A 16210-nucleotide genomic window follows, 5' to 3' on the forward strand; every position below is an offset into this window, starting at 1 on the left:
AGGGGGTTTGCGGCCTTAAACTCGGTATCGCGGCCGCGGGTTGCAACCCTGTGACCGCAAATTTTCCTATTGCTCCCCTCCCTTTTAGGGAGGGGATAGGGGTGGGTCGCCGCAGGCGTTCTTCCTTGGCCGCCTACCCACCCGTGCTGCGAGTCACGTGCCTCGCAACACCCCCTCCCTAAAAGGGAGGGGAGAATTACGTCACCATTGCCTGCAACGTCGCGATCCGGTCGGCCTCTTCGGCGGGCTTGTCGCGGCGGATGCGCGAAATACGCGGAAAGCGCATCGCGAGCCCCGACTTGTGGCGCTTGGACGCGTGAATCGAATCGAAGGCGACTTCGAGCACGAGCGACTTTTCAACCTCGCGCACCGGGCCGAAGCGGTTCAGCGTGTTGTCGCGCACGAACTTGTCGAGCCACTTCAATTCCTCGTCGGTGAAGCCCGAATAGGCCTTGCCGACGGGTAGCAACTCGCCCGCGTCGGACCAGCAACCGAAGGTATAGTCCGAATAGAAGCTCGCGCGGCGTCCATTGCCCCTTTGGGCGTACATCATCACGCAATCGGCGGTGAGCGGGTCGCGCTTCCATTTATACCAGAGCCCCGCGCGGCGCCCCGCCACATAGGGCGCGTCGCGGCGCTTGAGCATCACCCCCTCGATCGCCGCATCGCGCGCGCCCGCGCGGCGCTCGGCGAGGTCGCCGAAATCGGCGGCATCGATTACTTGCGACAGGTCGAAATGGCTGTCGGCGAGCCGCGGGACGAACGCTTCGAGCTGCCGCCGCCGTTCGGTCCACGGCAGCCCGCGCAGATCATTGCCGTCGACCGCAAGCAGATCGTACACGCGCACGAACGCCGGATAATCGGCGAGCATCTTCTTCGAGACCGTCTTTCGCCCGAGCCGCTGTTGCAGCGCGTTGAAGCTCGCGGCTTCGCCGCCCTGCACCTCGCCGCGCACAAGCAGTTCACCGTCGATCACCGCATCCTGATCGAACGCCGAAACCAGTTCGGGGAACGCGCCGCTGATCTCCTCGCCGCCGCGGCTATAGATCCGCGTCTCACCGCCACCGCGCACGATCTGGACGCGGATGCCGTCCCATTTCCATTCGGCGGCATAGTCGGCGAGGTCGACGCTTTCTTCTTCCAATGGATGCGCGAGCATGAAAGGACGGAAGAAGGCGACGTCGGCAAGGTCGGGCCGCTCCGCCCGTCCCTCGCCCCACGCAAACAGCGGCGCATAGGGCGGCGGGATCGCGTGCCACAGCTCCTCGACATCGTCGACGGGCACGTCGAACGCCTGCGCGAACGCCTGTTTCGCAAGCCGCGCCGACACCCCGACGCGCATCCCGCCCAAGGCCAGTTTCAGCAGCGCATAGCGCCCGTCGGCGTCGAGGCGGTCGAGGAGCGAGGCGACGACCGCAGGCGCATCGCTGCGGCTCGCGGCCGACAGCGCGTCGACCGCCGCCGAAACTGTGAGGTCTTCCTTCTTCCCCGGCGCATCGGGCCAGAGCAATGCCGCTGTCTCCGCCGTATCCCCCACAAAGTGCCGCGACAGACGAAACAATTCCTCGTCGACGCGGGTCGCCAGCAACATCCGCACCGTCCCCGCTTTCACCGCCGGGAAATCGAGGCTCTCGGTCAGCGCGGCGATTGCCCACCCGCGGTCGGGATCGGGCGTATGCCGCAGATAATCGACGATCAGCGCGAGCTTCGTATTGCGCGAGCGCGTGTAGATCAGCCGGTCGATCAGGGCCGCGAAGCGCTTCACGCCTCCTCCTCCAGATCGCGGCCGACGAGGTGCAGCGCGCGCGCCTTGCGTTGATGCAGCTCGCACCACCGCAGCAGCCCGTCCTCGCTGCCGTGCGTGATCCAGCTTTCCTTTGGGTTCACCTCCGAAATCGTCGTCGTCAGTTCATCCCAGTCGGCATGGTCCGAAATCACCAGCGGCAGTTCGACCATCCGCTGCCGAGCGCGCTGGCGCACGCGCATCCAGCCCGAGGCCATCGCGGTCACCGGATCGGGCAGCCGCCGCGACCAGCGATCATTCAGCGCCGAGGGCGGCGCGAGGACGATCTGCCCCGCCATCTCGGCCTTGTCGGTTTCGGAAACGAGCCGGAGCTCGCCAAGATCGACGCCATGCACCGCATAGAGCTCGCACATCTTCTCAAGCGCGCCGTGGATATAGATCGGCGCGTCCCACCCGGCACCGCGCAGTTCGGCGATCACGCGCTGCGCCTTGCCGAGCGCATAGGCGCCGACGAGCACCGAGCGGTCGGGCTCGGCGCGCACCGCGCCGATCAGCTTGGCGATCTCGTCGGCGGTCGGCGGGTGGCGGAACACCGGCAGGCCAAAGGTCGCCTCGGTGATGAAGATATCGCAGGGCACAACCTCGAACGGCGTGCAGGTCGGGTCGGGGCGGCGCTTGTAATCGCCGGTCACAACGATCCGCTCGCCGGCATACTCCATCAAGATCTGCGCGCTGCCGAGCACATGCCCCGCCGGATGAAAGCTGAACTGCACTCCCCCGCTCTCGAACCCGTCGCCATATTCATACGCCTGATTATGGCTCGCCTCGGCATCGACGCCGTAACGCAGCGCCATAATCGCGAGCGTCTCGGGCGTGGCGAACACCGCGCCATGGCCGCTTCGCGCATGATCGGCATGGCCATGCGTCACGGCGGCGCGCTCGACGGGGCGCGACGGGTCGATCCACAGGTCGGCGGGCTTTACATAGATGCCGCCCGGATGCGGCTCGATCCAGGATTTGACCTTCGCCATCAGGCGGCGAGTTTCCGCGCGCGGATCAGGTCGGCGACGAACGCCGCGCGTTCCTCGGCGGCGCGCTCGCGGTCGGGCAGGCGTAGCAGGAACGAGGGATGGATCGTCGCGACCAGCTTGCCGCCTCCCTCCAGTTCATGCACCGCACCGCGCATCGACTTGATACTCGCGCTCTTGCCCGTCACCCCGCGCAGCGCGCTCGCGCCCAGTGTCACGATCAGGTCAGGCTGAACAAATGCGCGTTCCTTGTCGAGCCACCAGCGGCAGATATCGATCTCGCCCGTCGTCGGATTCTGGTGCAGGCGGCGCTTGCCGCGTGGCTCGAACTTGAAATGCTTGACCGCGTTGGTCAGGAACAGCCGCGCGCGGTCGAGCCCCGCCTCCTCCAGCACCTCGTTCAACACTTGCCCCGCGGGTCCTACAAACGGCCGCCCCTGCAAATCCTCCTGATCGCCCGGCTGCTCGCCGACGAGCATGATGCGTGCATCCTTCGGCCCCTCGCCCGCCACGCCTTGCGTCGCGTTGCAATAGAGCGGGCAGCGCGTGCAGCGATCAACCGCGCGCGCGACGTCACTCAGCGTCTTCACATCGTCGTCGAGGGCCAATTCGTCGGGCACGCGCGTCCGCCATTTGTCGGTCAGAGGGTTCGCCATGGAAACGGCCGCTTCGCGCATGCGTTCCACCCGCGCCCCGACGCCCGCGAGCAACGGCGCGATATCCTGCGCCTCGGGAAGGTTCTTCCAATATTTCTTGGGCATTTCGGCGCGCATCGCGTCGATCTTCACCCGCGCGGGGTTGAAGATCGCGCCATAATAGGTGCGCCATTGATCCTCGACCACATCGCTGTCGGGCACCTCGTCCTTCGTCCCGCCGGGGCCGTAAACCAGTGTTTCCTCCCGCCAGATCGCGCGCGCGTCGGGCGTCAAGATCGCCCAGTCCATACCGTAAAAGCGGCGCTGGAAGAAGGGAGCGGTCAGCCGCAGGATGCGGTGCGACGGTTCGAACCACGCCGCGAAACTCTCGCGGCCGCCCTCCTCACCCAAGCGACGAAAGCGAACGAACGCGTGCATCTTATGCACATCGCGGCGGATCGCCTTGTCGGCCTTGCGCAGCCAGTCGACCTCGGCATCGGTCGTTCGCGCAAGCAATTGCCGATCACGCGCCGCGCGCCAGATGATGCGATAAAGCCGCGCCGGGACCTCGGGATCGCGATGGCAGATCACGCGCTCGGCGATCTCCAGCAGTTCGCGCGGCAGCGACACGGCGCCTCCGGGCGGCGCAGCACCCGCATCGCCAAACAACGACGCGCCATCCTCGGCCCCGCGCCAGCTCACATTCTCGGGCGCCACGCCGCCCGCAAGAAGTCCGCGCGCGGCGCTCCGCCATTCGGCAAAATCGCCCGGCTCGGCCAGCACCACCTCCCTCACAGCGCAAACGCCAGCTGTTCCGGCGGCGGCGCAAAACGGGCGCGCAGGTCGGCGCTATCGGTGAGCATTCCCGGCCGCCAATCGAGCGCAACGATGAAGGGCAGCAACTTCTTTACCGATGCTGTGAGCTTCGCGAGATCGCCAAGCCGCAGTTTGCCCAGCCGCCGCGCCGCGACGATTCGGTCGACCGCCCGCGTGCCGAGCCCCGGCACGCGGAGCAGAAGCTCGCGCGGCGCACGATTGATATCGACCGGAAACGCCTCGCGCCGCATCAGCGCCCACGCGAGCTTGGGATCGATCGCGAGGTCGAGCATGCCGCCGCTCGCACCCTCCATGATCTCGGCGCGCTCGAAGCCATAGAAACGCAGCAGCCAGTCAGCCTGGTATAAGCGGTGCTCGCGCATCAACGGCGGACGCACCGGCGGCAGGTCGCTGCTCGCATCGGGGATCGGACTGTACGCCGAATAATAGACGCGGCGAAGCTGATACCCCGAATAGAGGTTCGTCGCGGTCTTCAAAATATCGTCGTCGCGCGATGCGTCGGCGCCGACGATCATCTGCGTCGATTGCCCGGCGGGCGCGAAGCGCGGCGGGGTCGCCTTACCGATCAGCCGGCTCTTCGCCGCCTCGATCGCATCCTCGGCGCCGACGCGCACCGATGCCATCGTCTTGCGGATCGTCTCGGGCTTTTTCTCGGGCGCGAAGCTCGACAGGCCCGCCTCGGTCGGCAATTCGACATTGGTCGACAGCCGGTCGGCATAGAGTCCCGCTAGCGCGATCAGTCCGGGATCGGCGCCCGCGATCGTCTTCAGATGGATATAGCCGCCAAAGCGATGCTCCTCGCGCAAGATACGCGCGACTTCGACAAGCTGCTCCATCGTATAATCTTCTGAACGGATGATCCCCGACGACAGGAACAGCCCTTCGATATAGTTGCGCTTGTAGAAATCGAGCGTCAGCCGCACGACCTCCTGCGGACTGAAGCGCGCGCGCTCGACATTGCTCGACGCGCGGTTGATGCAAAAACGGCAGTCGTAAATGCAGAAGTTGGTTAGCAAGATCTTGAGCAGCGAAATGCATCGGCCATCGGGAGCATAGCTGTGGCAGATGCCCATGCCCTCGGTCGACCCGATGCCCTTGCTCGCGACAGAGTCGCGCTTTACCGTCCCTGACGACGCGCACGACGCGTCATATTTCGCCGCATCGGCCAGCACGGCCAGCTTTTCCAGAATCGGTTTAGCGGACATGTCCCATGTTTAGCATGAGAACATAGAGAGAACAAATCGGTTCGGCGCGTTTAGGCCTCGCGCCACTTTGCGGGCAGCGCGATGTCGACCACCAGCCCGGTCGGCTCCCAGTGGCGCGCGATCGAGCCGCCCAGATTGTTGCGCACGCTGCGTTCCATCAGCAACGTGCCGAAACTGGTACGGTCGGGCGGCCCGACCAACCCCTGCGTTCCGGTTTCGGTCCAGGTCAGGCGAAACATCCGCGACTCGTTGCCTTCCGGGTCCTGCGACCAGTGGATCTCGACGCGTCCTCCGTCGTTCATCAGTGCGCCATGCTTGACCGCATTGGTCGCGAGTTCGTTGAACACCAGCGCCATCGCGACCAGCGCATTTTCGGGCAGCAGCAGGTCGGGGCCCGACCAGCGGATGCGCGGAAAGGCCGCCTCGACCTCGCGCATCAGCGCGTGCATCGACCCGGTCATGAAATTGGCGCCGAGCAGCACATTCTGTGCGCGGTTGAGCGCGTCGAGCCGGCTGCTGATCCGTTCGACATAATCGTCGACGTCACGCGCGGCGTGGCGGGTCAACGAGATGATCGCGCTGACCGTCGCGAACAGGTTGCGCATCCGGTGGTGCAGTTCGCGCATCAGCAGATTGGCATTTTCCTGCCGGCTTTTCTGTTCGGTGATGTCGATGCTCACCCCGGTCAGCATCGCATCGTCCGCCCGCACGTCCCAGTCGCCGCGCACGGCATTCCAGCGCAGCCCGCGCTCGGGATTGAGGACGCGATATTCGGCCGCATAGGGCGTGCCGTTCGCGATCGCTTCCTTCAATATCTCGCGCAACGCGGCGCGGTCGTCGGGATGCACCAGGTCGAAAAATCCGTTGCCGGTCGCCAGCATCGCCTGGAATTCGGAACCCCATAGTTCGGCGCCGGCGCCCTGCGTGCGCAGCCGGTCGGTCCGCGGATCATATTGCCACGACGCGATTCCCGAAAAATCGAGCGCGCGTTCGAGCGTGCGGCGCGCCTCGTCGCGCTCGGCGCCGATCCGGCGCAGGTCGGCTTCGGCCATGATGATCCCGGCGAAATCCTCGAGCCGTTCGAGCTCGATATCGGTGAGCGCTTTGCGCTCATCGCGGTCGATCACGCAAAGGCTGCCGAGGATCGCGCCGTTATAAGCGCGCAGCGGCACCCCGGCATAGAAGCGGATGTGCGGTTCGCCGGTCACCAGCGGATTGTCGCGAAAGCGCGGATCGCCCAGCACGTCGGTCACCATCACCGGCCGGTCGTCGGCGATGACATATTGGCAAAAGCTCCACTCGCGCGGCGTTTCGGGGGTATCGAGGCCATAGGCCGACTTGAACCATTGGCGGCAATCGTCGACCAGCGAGACCAGCGCGATCGGCACGCCATACAGGTCGGCGACCATTTTCGTCACACGATCGAACGCCTGTTCGGGCGGAGTGTCCATGATGCGATATTCGCGAAGCGTGTCGAGACGCAGCCTTTCGGCGCGTGCTGCAGCTTCGTCTCCCCCTTCCGCCAAACCTCGTCCCTCGCTGCCCTGCGATGCTGATGGCCCCGCATCGCTCATATCCTCGGGGCGCCGCTCTGCCATGAAAATGGTCCCTACAAAAGCATGCTTGCGGCGATACAGGAAAGCGGTGATATTCCACTTACTTACGCCGCATTTTTATCGCGTCCCGGCTGACTCTACGCATTGGGGCGCGACAAGTTGCAACGGCCGGCGTCGCTCTTTGCGCCGCCAGGCGGAACCGACCCGCGCCGGGAGGCGTATGACTGGTCACAAGAGGGAGCAATTTTGATGACATTGGGTGAGGAACTTCGCGGGCACCTGCCTTTCCTGCGCCGCTACGCGCGCGCGTTGACGGGCAGCCAGCAGCATGGCGACAATTTCGTCCACACGACGCTCGAAGTCATCGTCGCTGCCCCCGACGAATTCCACAGCGGCGACGGCACCCGGATCGACCTTTACCGCAATTTTCACCGCATCTGGGAAAGCGCCTATATCGACGAGGGCGAAGACAGCGATGAGGGCGAGCACCCGCTCGTCCGCGCCGCGCATCGGCGCCTCGTCCAGATCACGCCGCTCGGCCGGCAGATCCTGTTGCTCACCGCGCTCGAGGGCTTTTCGGTCGAGGAGGCCGGGCTGATCACCGGAACCGACGGGCCGACGGTCGAAACATTGCTCGCCGATGCGGTCGGCGAACTCGACCGCGAATCGCAAACCTCGGTGCTGATCATCGAAGACGAGCCGCTGATCGCGATGGAGCTCGAACAGATCGTGCGCGATCTCGGCCACCGCGTCGCGGGCATCGCGACGACGCATGAGGATGCGGTCGCCGCGTTCGAACGGACCGACGCAGGCCTCGTTCTCGCCGATATCCAGCTTGCCGACGGATCGTCGGGGATCGACGCGGTGCAGGACATTTTGGCGATCGCGCCGGTCCCGGCGATCTTCATCACCGCCTTTCCCGAAAAATTGCTCACGGGCGGCCGCGTCGAGCCGACCTTCCTGATTTCAAAGCCGTTCCGCGAAAACACCGTGCGCGCGGCGATCAGCCAGAGCCTGCTCTTCACCCCGCAGCTCGCGGCGTAAAGGCCCCATTTCTCCCAATTCGTCATTCCCGCGAAGGCGGGAATCCCGCTTTATCCTGCCTGCGACACGGGTAGCCGTCCTACCAGACGCGGCACAAGGAGCGGGATTCCCGCCTTCGCGGGAATGACGGCAATTTTCGTCAATCGCCGGCGGGACCGTTCGCGGTCAGCTGATCGACATTGTCCATGATCGTGCGAAACGCCTCGCTCGATGGCATGACGTCGGTACTGCGCCGCGGCATTTCGCCGCTCTCCAATATCGCTTGCAGCGCGGTACGGCCGCGCGATACGCGGCTCTTCATCGTGCCCACCGCGCAGCCGCAGATCGCCGCACCTTCCTCATAGGATAATTGCCCGGCCCCGATCAGCACGAGCGCCTCGCGCTGGTCGACCGGCAGCATCATCAGCGCGCGCTGCACGTCGGCCAGGTGCAGGCTGTCGTCCTGATCGTCGGGCGCGACGAGCAACCGCTCGGCGGCGAGCTCGTCATATTCGGCGGTGAATTTCTTGCGCCGCATCTGCGACAGGAAACAATTGCGCAGGATGACGAACGCCCAGCTCTTCATGCTGGCGGGCCCCGGCACATATTGCGCGCGCGCCTTCCACGCCTTCAGCATCGTTTCCTGCACCAGGTCATCGGCAAGGTCGGCGTTACCCGTCAGGCTGCGCCCGAATGCGCGCAGATGCGGCAACATCGCCGCGAGTTCACGCTTGAAGCTGGCATCGTCGAGCGGCTGAGGCGTTTCGTCGCTAGTCACACAATCCTGATCGCTTGGGCGCCCTGAAGCACCGCTGAATGGACCAGGGGCTTAGCGGGTTGAATCCCTTATGGGAACCAAAAGCGCACCCAAAGAGGCAGTAACCGACGCCGGCCGGGCCTGACATTGTGCTTTTATCGCAACACCGTTCGTCGAAAAAACCAGCAAGCGGGGAACCCCCGGCCGTTTTCGTCGTTGCTCCGGCATGGCTACGCAAGGCAACAACAGGATGAACGGCAAGGGCCCCCTCCCCCCCGGCGCCGATGCACGTCGCACGCCGGGAAGCTTTCCCGGCACGACGGGCGACCAGTGGCATCGCACCTTGACCGGGCGGCAGGCGCCCGAGCCGGTGAGCGCGAAGCTGCGCATGATCTATGGCAATGTCGTCGCCGAAAAGCTGCCCGACAATATGCTCGACCTTCTTTCTCAGCTCGATCAGAAAAGCCCGAAGCAATAATGACCGGACCCACCGCCGCTGCTTCGCAGCCGCAGGCCGAAACCCTGTCCGACAGCGAATTCAAGACGCTGCTTGCCGGTGTCATCCCCCACCTGCGCGCCTATGGCCGCAGCCTGTCGGGCAACCCCGACCTCGCCGACGATCTGACGCAGGACACGATGGTCAAGGCGTGGGCCTCGCGCGAGCGGTTCGAACGCGGCACCTCGATCAAGGCGTGGACCTTCGTCATCCTGCGCAACACCTTTCTGTCGCAGATGCGCCGCAATAAATTTGTCGGCGAATATGACGAGACCGCGGTCGAGCGCACGATGTCGACCCCCGCCAGCCAGGAAGACAGCGGCGAGATGGCCGACCTCCAGCGCGGGCTCATGGAATTGCCGCAGGACCAGCGCGAGGCGCTGATCCTCGTCGGCGCCGGCGGACTGTCCTACGAGGAAGCCGCCAGCATCTGCGACTGCGCGCTCGGTACGATGAAAAGCCGCGTCTCTCGCGCGCGCGCGGCGCTTGAAGAGATCATGAACAGCGGCCAGTTTTCGCAGAAACGCGCCGACGCGCCGCCGTCGAGCGAAGCGGTCGATGCGATCATGGACAGCGTCGAGACGATCACCGCGCGGCGCGAGGCCGCGAGCCGCTAGTTCCCCGTCGCCCCCGCGAAGGCGGGGGCCGCTGGCTACATAGCGCAAGGCCGACGGCGGCCCCCGCCTTCGCGGGGGCGACGATATACTCGTACCTCTCGACAACCGGCAGCCGTCACGTCAGAACGACGCGTCCTTCCCCAGCAAAGCGAGCCCCTTTCGATGAAAAACCTGCCGCATCTTGCCCTGATTTCCGCGCTGGCCGTCGCCGCCTGCTCGGCCGCTCCCGCATCGACCGAAGCGGCGCCCGCCGACACTGCCAAACTCGACGCATCGGGCGCGCAGCCCGCGACGCCGCTCGCCGACGCGCCCTTCACGGTCAAGGAAATCGCGAGCTTTAACGAACCCTGGGCGATGACCTTCGTCCCCGGCACGCGCGCGGCGCTGATCACCGAGCGATCGGGCAAATTGAAACTCTGGCAGGAAAGCGGCCCGACGCTCGACGTCGCGGGTGTCCCCGCGGTCGCCTTTGGCGGTCAGGGCGGCTTCGGCGACGTGATCGTCGCGCCCGACTTTGCGACCAGCGGCACGATTTACCTGAGCTGGGCCGAGCCCGGCCCCGGCAACACCTATGGCGCCGTCGTCGGCAAGGCGAAGCTCAAACAGGGCGCCGCGCCCGCGCTCGAGGGGCTCCAGATCATCTGGAAACAGAACCCCAAGGTCACCGGGCAAGGCCATTATTCGCACCGCCTCGCCGTCTCGCCCGACGGCAAATATCTCTTCATCGGATCGGGCGAGCGCCAGAAGTTCACGCCCGCGCAGGACATGACCGGAAATCTCGGCAAGGTCCTGCGCCTCAATCTCGACGGCAGCGTCCCGGCCGACAATCCCTTCGCCAGCGAAGGCGGCGTAACCGCGCAAATCTGGTCGCTCGGCCACCGCAATATCCTTGGCCTCGCCTTCGACGGCACCGGCAAGCTGTGGAACCAGGAAATGGGGCCGAAGGGCGGCGACGAGGTCAACCTCGTCGAGGTCAAGGCGAATTATGGCTATCCGATCGTGTCGAACGGCGATCATTATGACGGCAAGGATATTCCCGACCATCCGACGCGCCCCGAATTCGCGGCGCCCAAACTCTGGTGGAACCCGTCGGTCTCGCCCGCCGGGCTCGTCTGGTATGACGGCGACCTCTATCGCGGCTGGAAGAACAGCCTCTTGATGGGCGCGCTGTCGGGCGAAGGGCTGATCCGCATGGCCGTCGACGGCGACAAACTCCACAAGTCCGACCGCTGGGACTTCGGCCAGCGCATCCGCGAAGTCGAGGTGCGCGACGACGGCACGATCTGGCTGCTCACCGACGGTGAGGACGGCAAGCTGGTGAGGCTGGTTCCGAAGAAATAGCGTCCTTTCTGTTCCCCGGCGCAAGCCGGGGCCCATGATAGATTGCGCGATGTTTCTGGACCGCGCCCGGAGTCACGTGCCTCCGGGCGCCTTTCGCCGGGGACCAATCATGACTATATCGCCCCCATGATCCGCGGCTTCCTCACCCGGCGCGCCGAATGGCCCGCGCGCATTCCCGATCCCGACGCACTGCCGCCGCTGGCGTTGCTGTGGCGCGAGATCGGGTCGCTGGCGCGCGCCATCGGCGGCCGCATCCGGCCGCTGCCGCCCGAACCCAATCCCGACAGCGAGCATCCGCCGGTGATGGTCCTCCCGGGCTTCCTGTCGGGCGACTGGGCAACCAAGGGGCTGCGCGCCGACCTCCGCCGCTCCGGCTTTCGCTGTTACGCCTGGGGTCTCGGCTTCAACCGCGGCGCGACCCCCGACATCATCGATCGCATCGACACCCGCGTGCAATGGATCATCGACCGCACCGGCTATGCCCCCGCGCTCGTCGGGTGGAGCCTTGGCGGCATCTATGCGCGCGAATATGCCAAGCATCACCCGGACAAGGTCGCGCGCGTCGTCACATTGGGCTCGCCCTTTTCGGGCAGCCGCCGCGCCAACCGCGCGTGGCGCCTCTATCACCTCGTCGCGCGCCACCCGGTCGACAATCCGCCGATCGACTTCCACCCCGCGCCGCGCCCCGAAATGCCGACCTTCGCGCTCTGGTCGAAGCATGACGGCGTCGTCGCGGTCAGCAGCGCACGCGGGCTTCCGCACGAAAGCGACCGGCAGGTCGAGGTCGATTGCGGCCATATGGGCTTCGCCTATGCGCCGACCTCCGTGGCGGCGATCGTCAAGGCGCTGACCGAAGAGGTGTCAGAGCCCGACTAAACGATCCTCCCCGTGGCGAAGCCATGGGGAGGGGGACCGCGCCCGAAGGGCGTGGTGGAGGGGCCGCGACGTCGCACCATCGCCCCTCCGTCAGCGGCTGCGCCGCTGCCACCTGCCCATCGCTTCGCGACAGGGAGGATCGATCAGCAGACATCGATGCGATAGGCGGGCGCCGCGCGCCACGCCATCAACATCCGCCCCGGCCGTTTCCCCGCGCGCCCCGTCGACACAAAACCGATCCGGCGCAGCAACGCGCGCGAGCGCTCGTTGTCGGGATGGCATTCGGCGACGATCGAACAGCCCGGCCGCGACGTCGCGAGCGCCCCGACGACCGCGCGCACCGCCTCGGTCGCGATCCCCTTGCCCCGCACACGCGCCGCGAACCAGTAACCGATCTCATATTCTTGCCCCATGCGGCGGTGGACGCCGATCACGCCGCTCAAATCGAGGCCGCTTTCGTCGCGCACCGCATGAAAGACATCGCCGCCTCCTGATTTGGCGATCAGCGCGCGCGCGTCGGCTTCGGTGAAGGGTGCGGGCAGGAAATGGACCTGCGACGTCACCGTCTCGTCGGTGATCGCGGACAAGGCGCGCGCATCATCGGCGTAAAGCGGCGTGATGCGGCAATGGTCGGTCGACAGGGCAAGCAAGGTATCGGTCATGTCGCGTCTTCTTCAAAAAGCGCACGCCGTGACGGGGGGTTGGTGGTGTGATGATGACCATTCGCCTTGTCCGAACACGGCGGCGATGGTCACAGGTGATGCCATGCCGCTCCTATGTAAAGGAGCGCCAATACGCCTTGAATCGGAGAGATTGGTCGTTGGTCATCGCGAGCGGACCTAACAGCGCCGCGTTTCCCGATCAAGCCCCGCCTTGACGATCGCATTTCACGCACTATTTAAAGTTACATGAAACGCGACAGCCGACTCTCGGGCGTGCTCCACGTCCTCCTCCATATGGCCGACCAGGGCACCCCGATGACCTCGGACCAGCTCGCGAAGGCGATGCAGACGCACCCGGTCGTGATCCGCCGCATCCTCGGCGGGCTGCGCGATGCGGGTTTCGTCCACAGCGAAAAGGGCCACGGCGGCGGCTGGACGATCGCGAAGGACCTTAGTCAAATCACGATGCGCGACGTCTATGACGCGATCGGCCAGCCCAGCCTGATGGCGATGGGCAACCGCACCGAAGCGCCCGGCTGCCTCGTCGAGCAGGCGGTCAACGCCGCGCTCGACACCGGCTTTCGCGATGCCGAGGCGCTGCTGCTCACGCGCTTCGGCGAGGTGACGCTCGCGGCGCTGGCCGCCGATTTCCACGCGCGCATGGCCGCGCGATCCCCCCAAACACAGGAGCATATCCATGGCTGAAGGCGCCCAGCATTTCCTCGACAGCTTCAAGGACCCCGCCGCGGTCGCGCGCTATACCGAAGGGCCGCGGCGCTTTGTCCCCGGGCTCGACGGGCTCCACCGCATGACCGGGCTGTTGCTTGCCGAACGCGTCCCCGACGACGCGCATATCCTCGTGCTCGGCGCGGGCGGCGGCAGCGAAATGAAGGCGATGGCCGAGGCGCATCCCGGCTGGCGCTTCACCGGCGTCGATCCCGCGGGACCGATGCTCGACCTCGCGGCCGAGGTGCTCGGCCCGAACGCCCACCGCGCCGAGCTGATCGAAGGCTATATCGACGACGCCCCCGCGGGGCCGTTCGACGGCGCGACGTGCCTCCTCACGCTCCACTTCCTCGACATCGAAGAGCGCACCCGCACCGCCGCCGAAATCCAGCGCCGCCTGAAACCCGGCGCCCCGTTCGTCGCGGCGCACGGCAGCTTCCCGCAAGGCGCACACGAACGCGACCGCTGGCTCGACCGCTACGCCGCCTATGCCATCGCATCGGGCGGCGACCCCGAACAGGTCGCCAAGGGCCGCGAAGCCGTCGCCACCCACGTCGCGATGCTGAGCCCCGAAGCCGACGAGGACGTGCTACGCGCTGCGGGTTTCCACGATGTCGAGCAATTTTACGCCGCCTTCACCTGGCGCGGCTGGGTCGGCTACGCCTGACCTAATTCGCTCCCGGCCCAGGCAACCGCGCGAGCAGCGCGACGAGCTGCGCCTGCGTGGTCACGCCGGTCTTGCGAAAGATCCCTTTCAGAAGGAAGCGGACCGCGTTCACGCTGACCGCCCGCAGCGCCGCATAGTCCTTCAGCGTGTCGCCCGCGGCGAGCGCGACGGCGAGGCGGGCTTCGGCGGGGGTGAGCCCGAACCATTGCGCGACGCGGTCGATTTCGACCACGGGGGTTTCGCCCGGCGCGCTGCCGAGGGTGACGATCAGCGACGCGCCAAGGCGCAGGCCGCCGAGCTGCTGCGCCGACTGGCGCGTGACGCGCGCGACGAGCACGGGGCATTCGGCGCCCGCATCACCGACCGTCTGGAAAGCGAGGCCGGCGGGGTCGGAGCTTTTGACGAGGTCGAGCAAGTGTTTCTGGCTGGCGGGATGGGTGAAGGCGAAGCGGTCCTGCGAGATGCGGATGAAGCCCGCCTTTTCATAGCGCGCGGCGCGGCTGTTCGCGGCAAGGATATTGAGCTGGTCGTCGAGGCTGAAAATCGCGAAGGGCGCGGCGTCGGCGGCGGCGCGCGCGGCGCCCGCCGCAAGGTCGAGCGAGGCGATGCGGTCGCTGATCCGCATCGCGCGCTGGATATGCGGCGCGAGGACGCGGAGGCCGCGCTTCAACCGCTCGACGTCGCGGTCGCCGGGGCCGGGCAGCATCAGCCCGAGCCGGTCGCCGTCGCGCCGGTCGAGCAACACCCCGACAAGCCGGTCGATGCCATAGGGTTTCAGGAAATTGCGGAAGAATTCGCTCTCATAAAATTCCTCGCGCGTCATGATGTCATAGCTATCGATGACGCTGCCGTTGCCATAGCGCTGGAACTTGCGCGACCACGGATGGCTGCCGGCATAGACCGCGGTGTAGATTTCCTGGATACCGGCGGCGAGACCCGTCGCGGCGACGAAACGTGCGCTCGGCGGATTGCTGCTTTCCCAGAGGATGAAGGCGGCTTCCCAGCTTAACGGGCAAAGGGTGCCTGTGATGCGGGCAAGGGTTTCGTTCCAGCTTTCGGGATGCAGCACCGAATCATAGATTTTGCCGATCAGCGCGTTGAGCACTTCCCATTCGGCCGGCGCATTATGGTCGGACGGAAAGGTCGATAGCTGGTCGCTCTGCATGCACTTCCCCCCAGAAGACCCGCAGCAATCTCATTTGAGAGGAGCGGAGACGCGAAGGCAAGCGCAATGCGATAAAACGAAAATATTATGTCTCCTACCCACGTGGGTAGTGAAACAATCCACCGAATCGGCCATTGAACGGGTGCGACCCGAGGAAGGTGGAACCAAGGCCATCTTGCTCTCTTGAAGTCCGTCGGCTTGCCGGCGGACTTCATTTTTATGCGCCGAAAACTGGCGGAACGGGCGCGATGGCCGGGGCGGCTCTACCCCAAGCGGACATCAACCTTCGAAGCGGATCTCCACCGACGGCGCGCTACGCTCATGCGCACCATGATAGACCGCCTCGATATTGTTGCCGTCGGGGTCAAGCAGGAAAGCCGCATAATAGCCCGGATGATAGGGCCGCTCGCCCGGTGCGCCATTGTCGCGCCCGCCCGCCGCGAGGCCCGCCTTGTAAAAGGCATCGACCGCAGCGCGGTCCGCCGCCTGAAACGCCAGATGGTGCCGCCCCGTCAGTTTGCCGAGCGCCGCCTGACTGTCTTTCGTCGATACGAACAGCTCATCGGCCCAGAAATAATCCTCGGCCTCTCCGCCAATCGGCACGCCGAGGACATCGAAGATCGCGCCGTAAAAGGCGCGGCTCGCCTTCAGATCGGCGACCACCAGCTGGATATGATCGATCAACCGCCCGCGGTGCAGCAATTGCGTTTCCATGGATCACTCCTCTCCTGCCCGCGCCGCACACGGAAAACCGCTTCGCACCCCGATGGTTCCCACGGCTTCCGCCGCCTCAATCGAGCGTAGGGCTTGCATCGACGATAATTACAACATATTGCGCAATATATTGTACGAATCGCATAACGGACGGGAAAACG

General features: G+C 65.6%; 16 protein-coding genes. 7 read left to right on the forward strand and 9 right to left on the reverse strand.

Going from position 1 to position 16210, the window contains the following annotated elements; translation table 11 throughout:
- Positions 1–196: 196 nt before the first annotated feature.
- Genes ATE70_RS07870 through ATE70_RS07890 form a run of 5 tightly spaced genes read right to left on the reverse strand, consistent with a single transcriptional unit; the run spans position 197 to position 7047 of the window.
- Positions 197–1765: a cisplatin damage response ATP-dependent DNA ligase gene (locus ATE70_RS07870; protein WP_058537363.1), complete on the reverse strand. Its 1569-nt coding sequence runs from the start codon at positions 1763–1765 to the stop codon at positions 197–199.
- Positions 1762–2775 (reverse strand): ligase-associated DNA damage response exonuclease, encoded by a 1014-nt coding sequence (locus ATE70_RS07875; protein ID WP_058537364.1) that lies wholly within the window; start codon positions 2773–2775, stop codon positions 1762–1764. The genes ATE70_RS07870 and ATE70_RS07875 overlap by 4 nt, the downstream gene beginning before the upstream one ends.
- A complete protein-coding gene (locus ATE70_RS07880; protein WP_058537365.1) occupies positions 2775–4202 on the reverse strand; it encodes a UdgX family uracil-DNA binding protein in 1428 nt (475 codons plus the stop codon). Before ATE70_RS07880 ends, ATE70_RS07875 begins: the two co-directional genes overlap by 1 nt.
- Complete coding sequence (locus ATE70_RS07885) at positions 4199–5449, reverse strand: putative DNA modification/repair radical SAM protein (protein WP_058537366.1); 1251 nt, start codon at positions 5447–5449, stop codon at positions 4199–4201. Before ATE70_RS07885 ends, ATE70_RS07880 begins: the two co-directional genes overlap by 4 nt.
- A gap of 50 nt (positions 5450–5499) precedes the next feature.
- Positions 5500–7047 carry a sensor histidine kinase gene (locus ATE70_RS07890; protein ID WP_058537367.1) on the reverse strand — a complete coding sequence of 516 codons (1548 nt, stop codon included), beginning with the start codon at positions 7045–7047 and terminating at the stop codon, positions 5500–5502.
- Positions 7048–7254: 207 nt separating this feature from the next.
- On the opposite strand from ATE70_RS07890, the gene ATE70_RS07895 reads away from it, so the two are divergent.
- Positions 7255–8049, forward strand: coding sequence for a response regulator (locus ATE70_RS07895; RefSeq protein ID WP_058537368.1), 795 nt, complete (start codon positions 7255–7257; stop codon positions 8047–8049).
- A gap of 139 nt (positions 8050–8188) precedes the next feature.
- Here the strand turns inward: ATE70_RS07895 and ATE70_RS07900 are convergent, their stop codons facing one another.
- Positions 8189–8743, reverse strand: a complete 555-nt coding sequence (locus ATE70_RS07900) for a sigma-70 family RNA polymerase sigma factor (RefSeq protein ID WP_082639700.1) — start codon at positions 8741–8743, stop codon at positions 8189–8191.
- A 292-nt stretch (positions 8744–9035) separates the two neighbouring features.
- Between ATE70_RS07900 and ATE70_RS07905 the strand changes: the two genes are divergently transcribed.
- The 4 genes from ATE70_RS07905 (at position 9036) to ATE70_RS07920 (ending at position 12115) form a co-directional block, all read left to right on the forward strand.
- Complete coding sequence (locus tag ATE70_RS07905) at positions 9036–9263, forward strand: NepR family anti-sigma factor (RefSeq protein WP_058537370.1); 228 nt, start codon at positions 9036–9038, stop codon at positions 9261–9263.
- On the forward strand, positions 9263–9898 hold the full coding sequence (locus tag ATE70_RS07910) for a sigma-70 family RNA polymerase sigma factor (protein WP_058537371.1): 636 nt from the start codon (positions 9263–9265) through the stop codon (positions 9896–9898). Before ATE70_RS07905 ends, ATE70_RS07910 begins: the two co-directional genes overlap by 1 nt.
- 162 nt (positions 9899–10060) lie before the next feature.
- A complete protein-coding gene (locus ATE70_RS07915; protein ID WP_058537372.1) occupies positions 10061–11239 on the forward strand; it encodes a PQQ-dependent sugar dehydrogenase in 1179 nt (392 codons plus the stop codon).
- A 126-nt stretch (positions 11240–11365) separates the two neighbouring features.
- On the forward strand, positions 11366–12115 hold the full coding sequence (locus tag ATE70_RS07920; RefSeq protein ID WP_058537373.1) for an esterase/lipase family protein: 750 nt from the start codon (positions 11366–11368) through the stop codon (positions 12113–12115).
- 143 nt (positions 12116–12258) lie between these two features.
- Here ATE70_RS07920 and ATE70_RS07925 read toward each other — a convergent pair whose 3' ends face one another.
- Positions 12259–12777: a GNAT family N-acetyltransferase gene (locus tag ATE70_RS07925; RefSeq protein WP_058537374.1), complete on the reverse strand. Its 519-nt coding sequence runs from the start codon at positions 12775–12777 to the stop codon at positions 12259–12261.
- A 246-nt stretch (positions 12778–13023) separates the two neighbouring features.
- Between ATE70_RS07925 and ATE70_RS07930 the strand changes: the two genes are divergently transcribed.
- Positions 13024–13482 carry an RrF2 family transcriptional regulator gene (locus tag ATE70_RS07930; protein WP_058537375.1) on the forward strand — a complete coding sequence of 153 codons (459 nt, stop codon included), beginning with the start codon at positions 13024–13026 and terminating at the stop codon, positions 13480–13482.
- Positions 13475–14170 (forward strand): class I SAM-dependent methyltransferase, encoded by a 696-nt coding sequence (locus ATE70_RS07935; RefSeq protein ID WP_058537376.1) that lies wholly within the window; start codon positions 13475–13477, stop codon positions 14168–14170. Before ATE70_RS07930 ends, ATE70_RS07935 begins: the two co-directional genes overlap by 8 nt.
- A 1-nt stretch (position 14171) precedes the next feature.
- Here the strand turns inward: ATE70_RS07935 and ATE70_RS07940 are convergent, their stop codons facing one another.
- Positions 14172–15335, reverse strand: a complete 1164-nt coding sequence (locus ATE70_RS07940; protein ID WP_058537377.1) for a helix-turn-helix transcriptional regulator — start codon at positions 15333–15335, stop codon at positions 14172–14174.
- 279 nt (positions 15336–15614) lie between these two features.
- Entirely contained in the window at positions 15615–16049 is a 435-nt protein-coding gene (locus tag ATE70_RS07945; protein WP_058537378.1) for a VOC family protein, read from the reverse strand.
- Positions 16050–16210: the final 161 nt, after the last annotated feature.

The sequence above is a fragment of the Sphingopyxis sp. H053 genome, from assembly GCF_001468225.1.
Lineage (GTDB): Bacteria > Pseudomonadota > Alphaproteobacteria > Sphingomonadales > Sphingomonadaceae > Sphingopyxis.

Coding starts and splice junctions, on each gene's coding strand:
- ATE70_RS07875 (WP_058537364.1), bottom strand. CDS start 2,775: ATGGCGAAGGTCAAATCCTGGATCGAGCCGCATCCGGGCGGCATCTAT.
- ATE70_RS07885 (WP_058537366.1), bottom strand. CDS start 5,449: ATGTCCGCTAAACCGATTCTGGAAAAGCTGGCCGTGCTGGCCGATGCG.
- ATE70_RS07890 (WP_058537367.1), bottom strand. CDS start 7,047: ATGGCAGAGCGGCGCCCCGAGGATATGAGCGATGCGGGGCCATCAGCA.
- ATE70_RS07895 (WP_058537368.1), top strand. CDS start 7,255: ATGACATTGGGTGAGGAACTTCGCGGGCACCTGCCTTTCCTGCGCCGC.
- ATE70_RS07900 (WP_082639700.1), bottom strand. CDS start 8,743: ATGTTGCCGCATCTGCGCGCATTCGGGCGCAGCCTGACGGGTAACGCC.
- ATE70_RS07905 (WP_058537370.1), top strand. CDS start 9,036: ATGAACGGCAAGGGCCCCCTCCCCCCCGGCGCCGATGCACGTCGCACG.
- ATE70_RS07910 (WP_058537371.1), top strand. CDS start 9,263: ATGACCGGACCCACCGCCGCTGCTTCGCAGCCGCAGGCCGAAACCCTG.
- ATE70_RS07915 (WP_058537372.1), top strand. CDS start 10,061: ATGAAAAACCTGCCGCATCTTGCCCTGATTTCCGCGCTGGCCGTCGCC.
- ATE70_RS07920 (WP_058537373.1), top strand. CDS start 11,366: ATGATCCGCGGCTTCCTCACCCGGCGCGCCGAATGGCCCGCGCGCATT.
- ATE70_RS07925 (WP_058537374.1), bottom strand. CDS start 12,777: ATGACCGATACCTTGCTTGCCCTGTCGACCGACCATTGCCGCATCACG.
- ATE70_RS07930 (WP_058537375.1), top strand. CDS start 13,024: ATGAAACGCGACAGCCGACTCTCGGGCGTGCTCCACGTCCTCCTCCAT.
- ATE70_RS07935 (WP_058537376.1), top strand. CDS start 13,475: ATGGCTGAAGGCGCCCAGCATTTCCTCGACAGCTTCAAGGACCCCGCC.
- ATE70_RS07940 (WP_058537377.1), bottom strand. CDS start 15,335: ATGCAGAGCGACCAGCTATCGACCTTTCCGTCCGACCATAATGCGCCG.
- ATE70_RS07945 (WP_058537378.1), bottom strand. CDS start 16,049: ATGGAAACGCAATTGCTGCACCGCGGGCGGTTGATCGATCATATCCAG.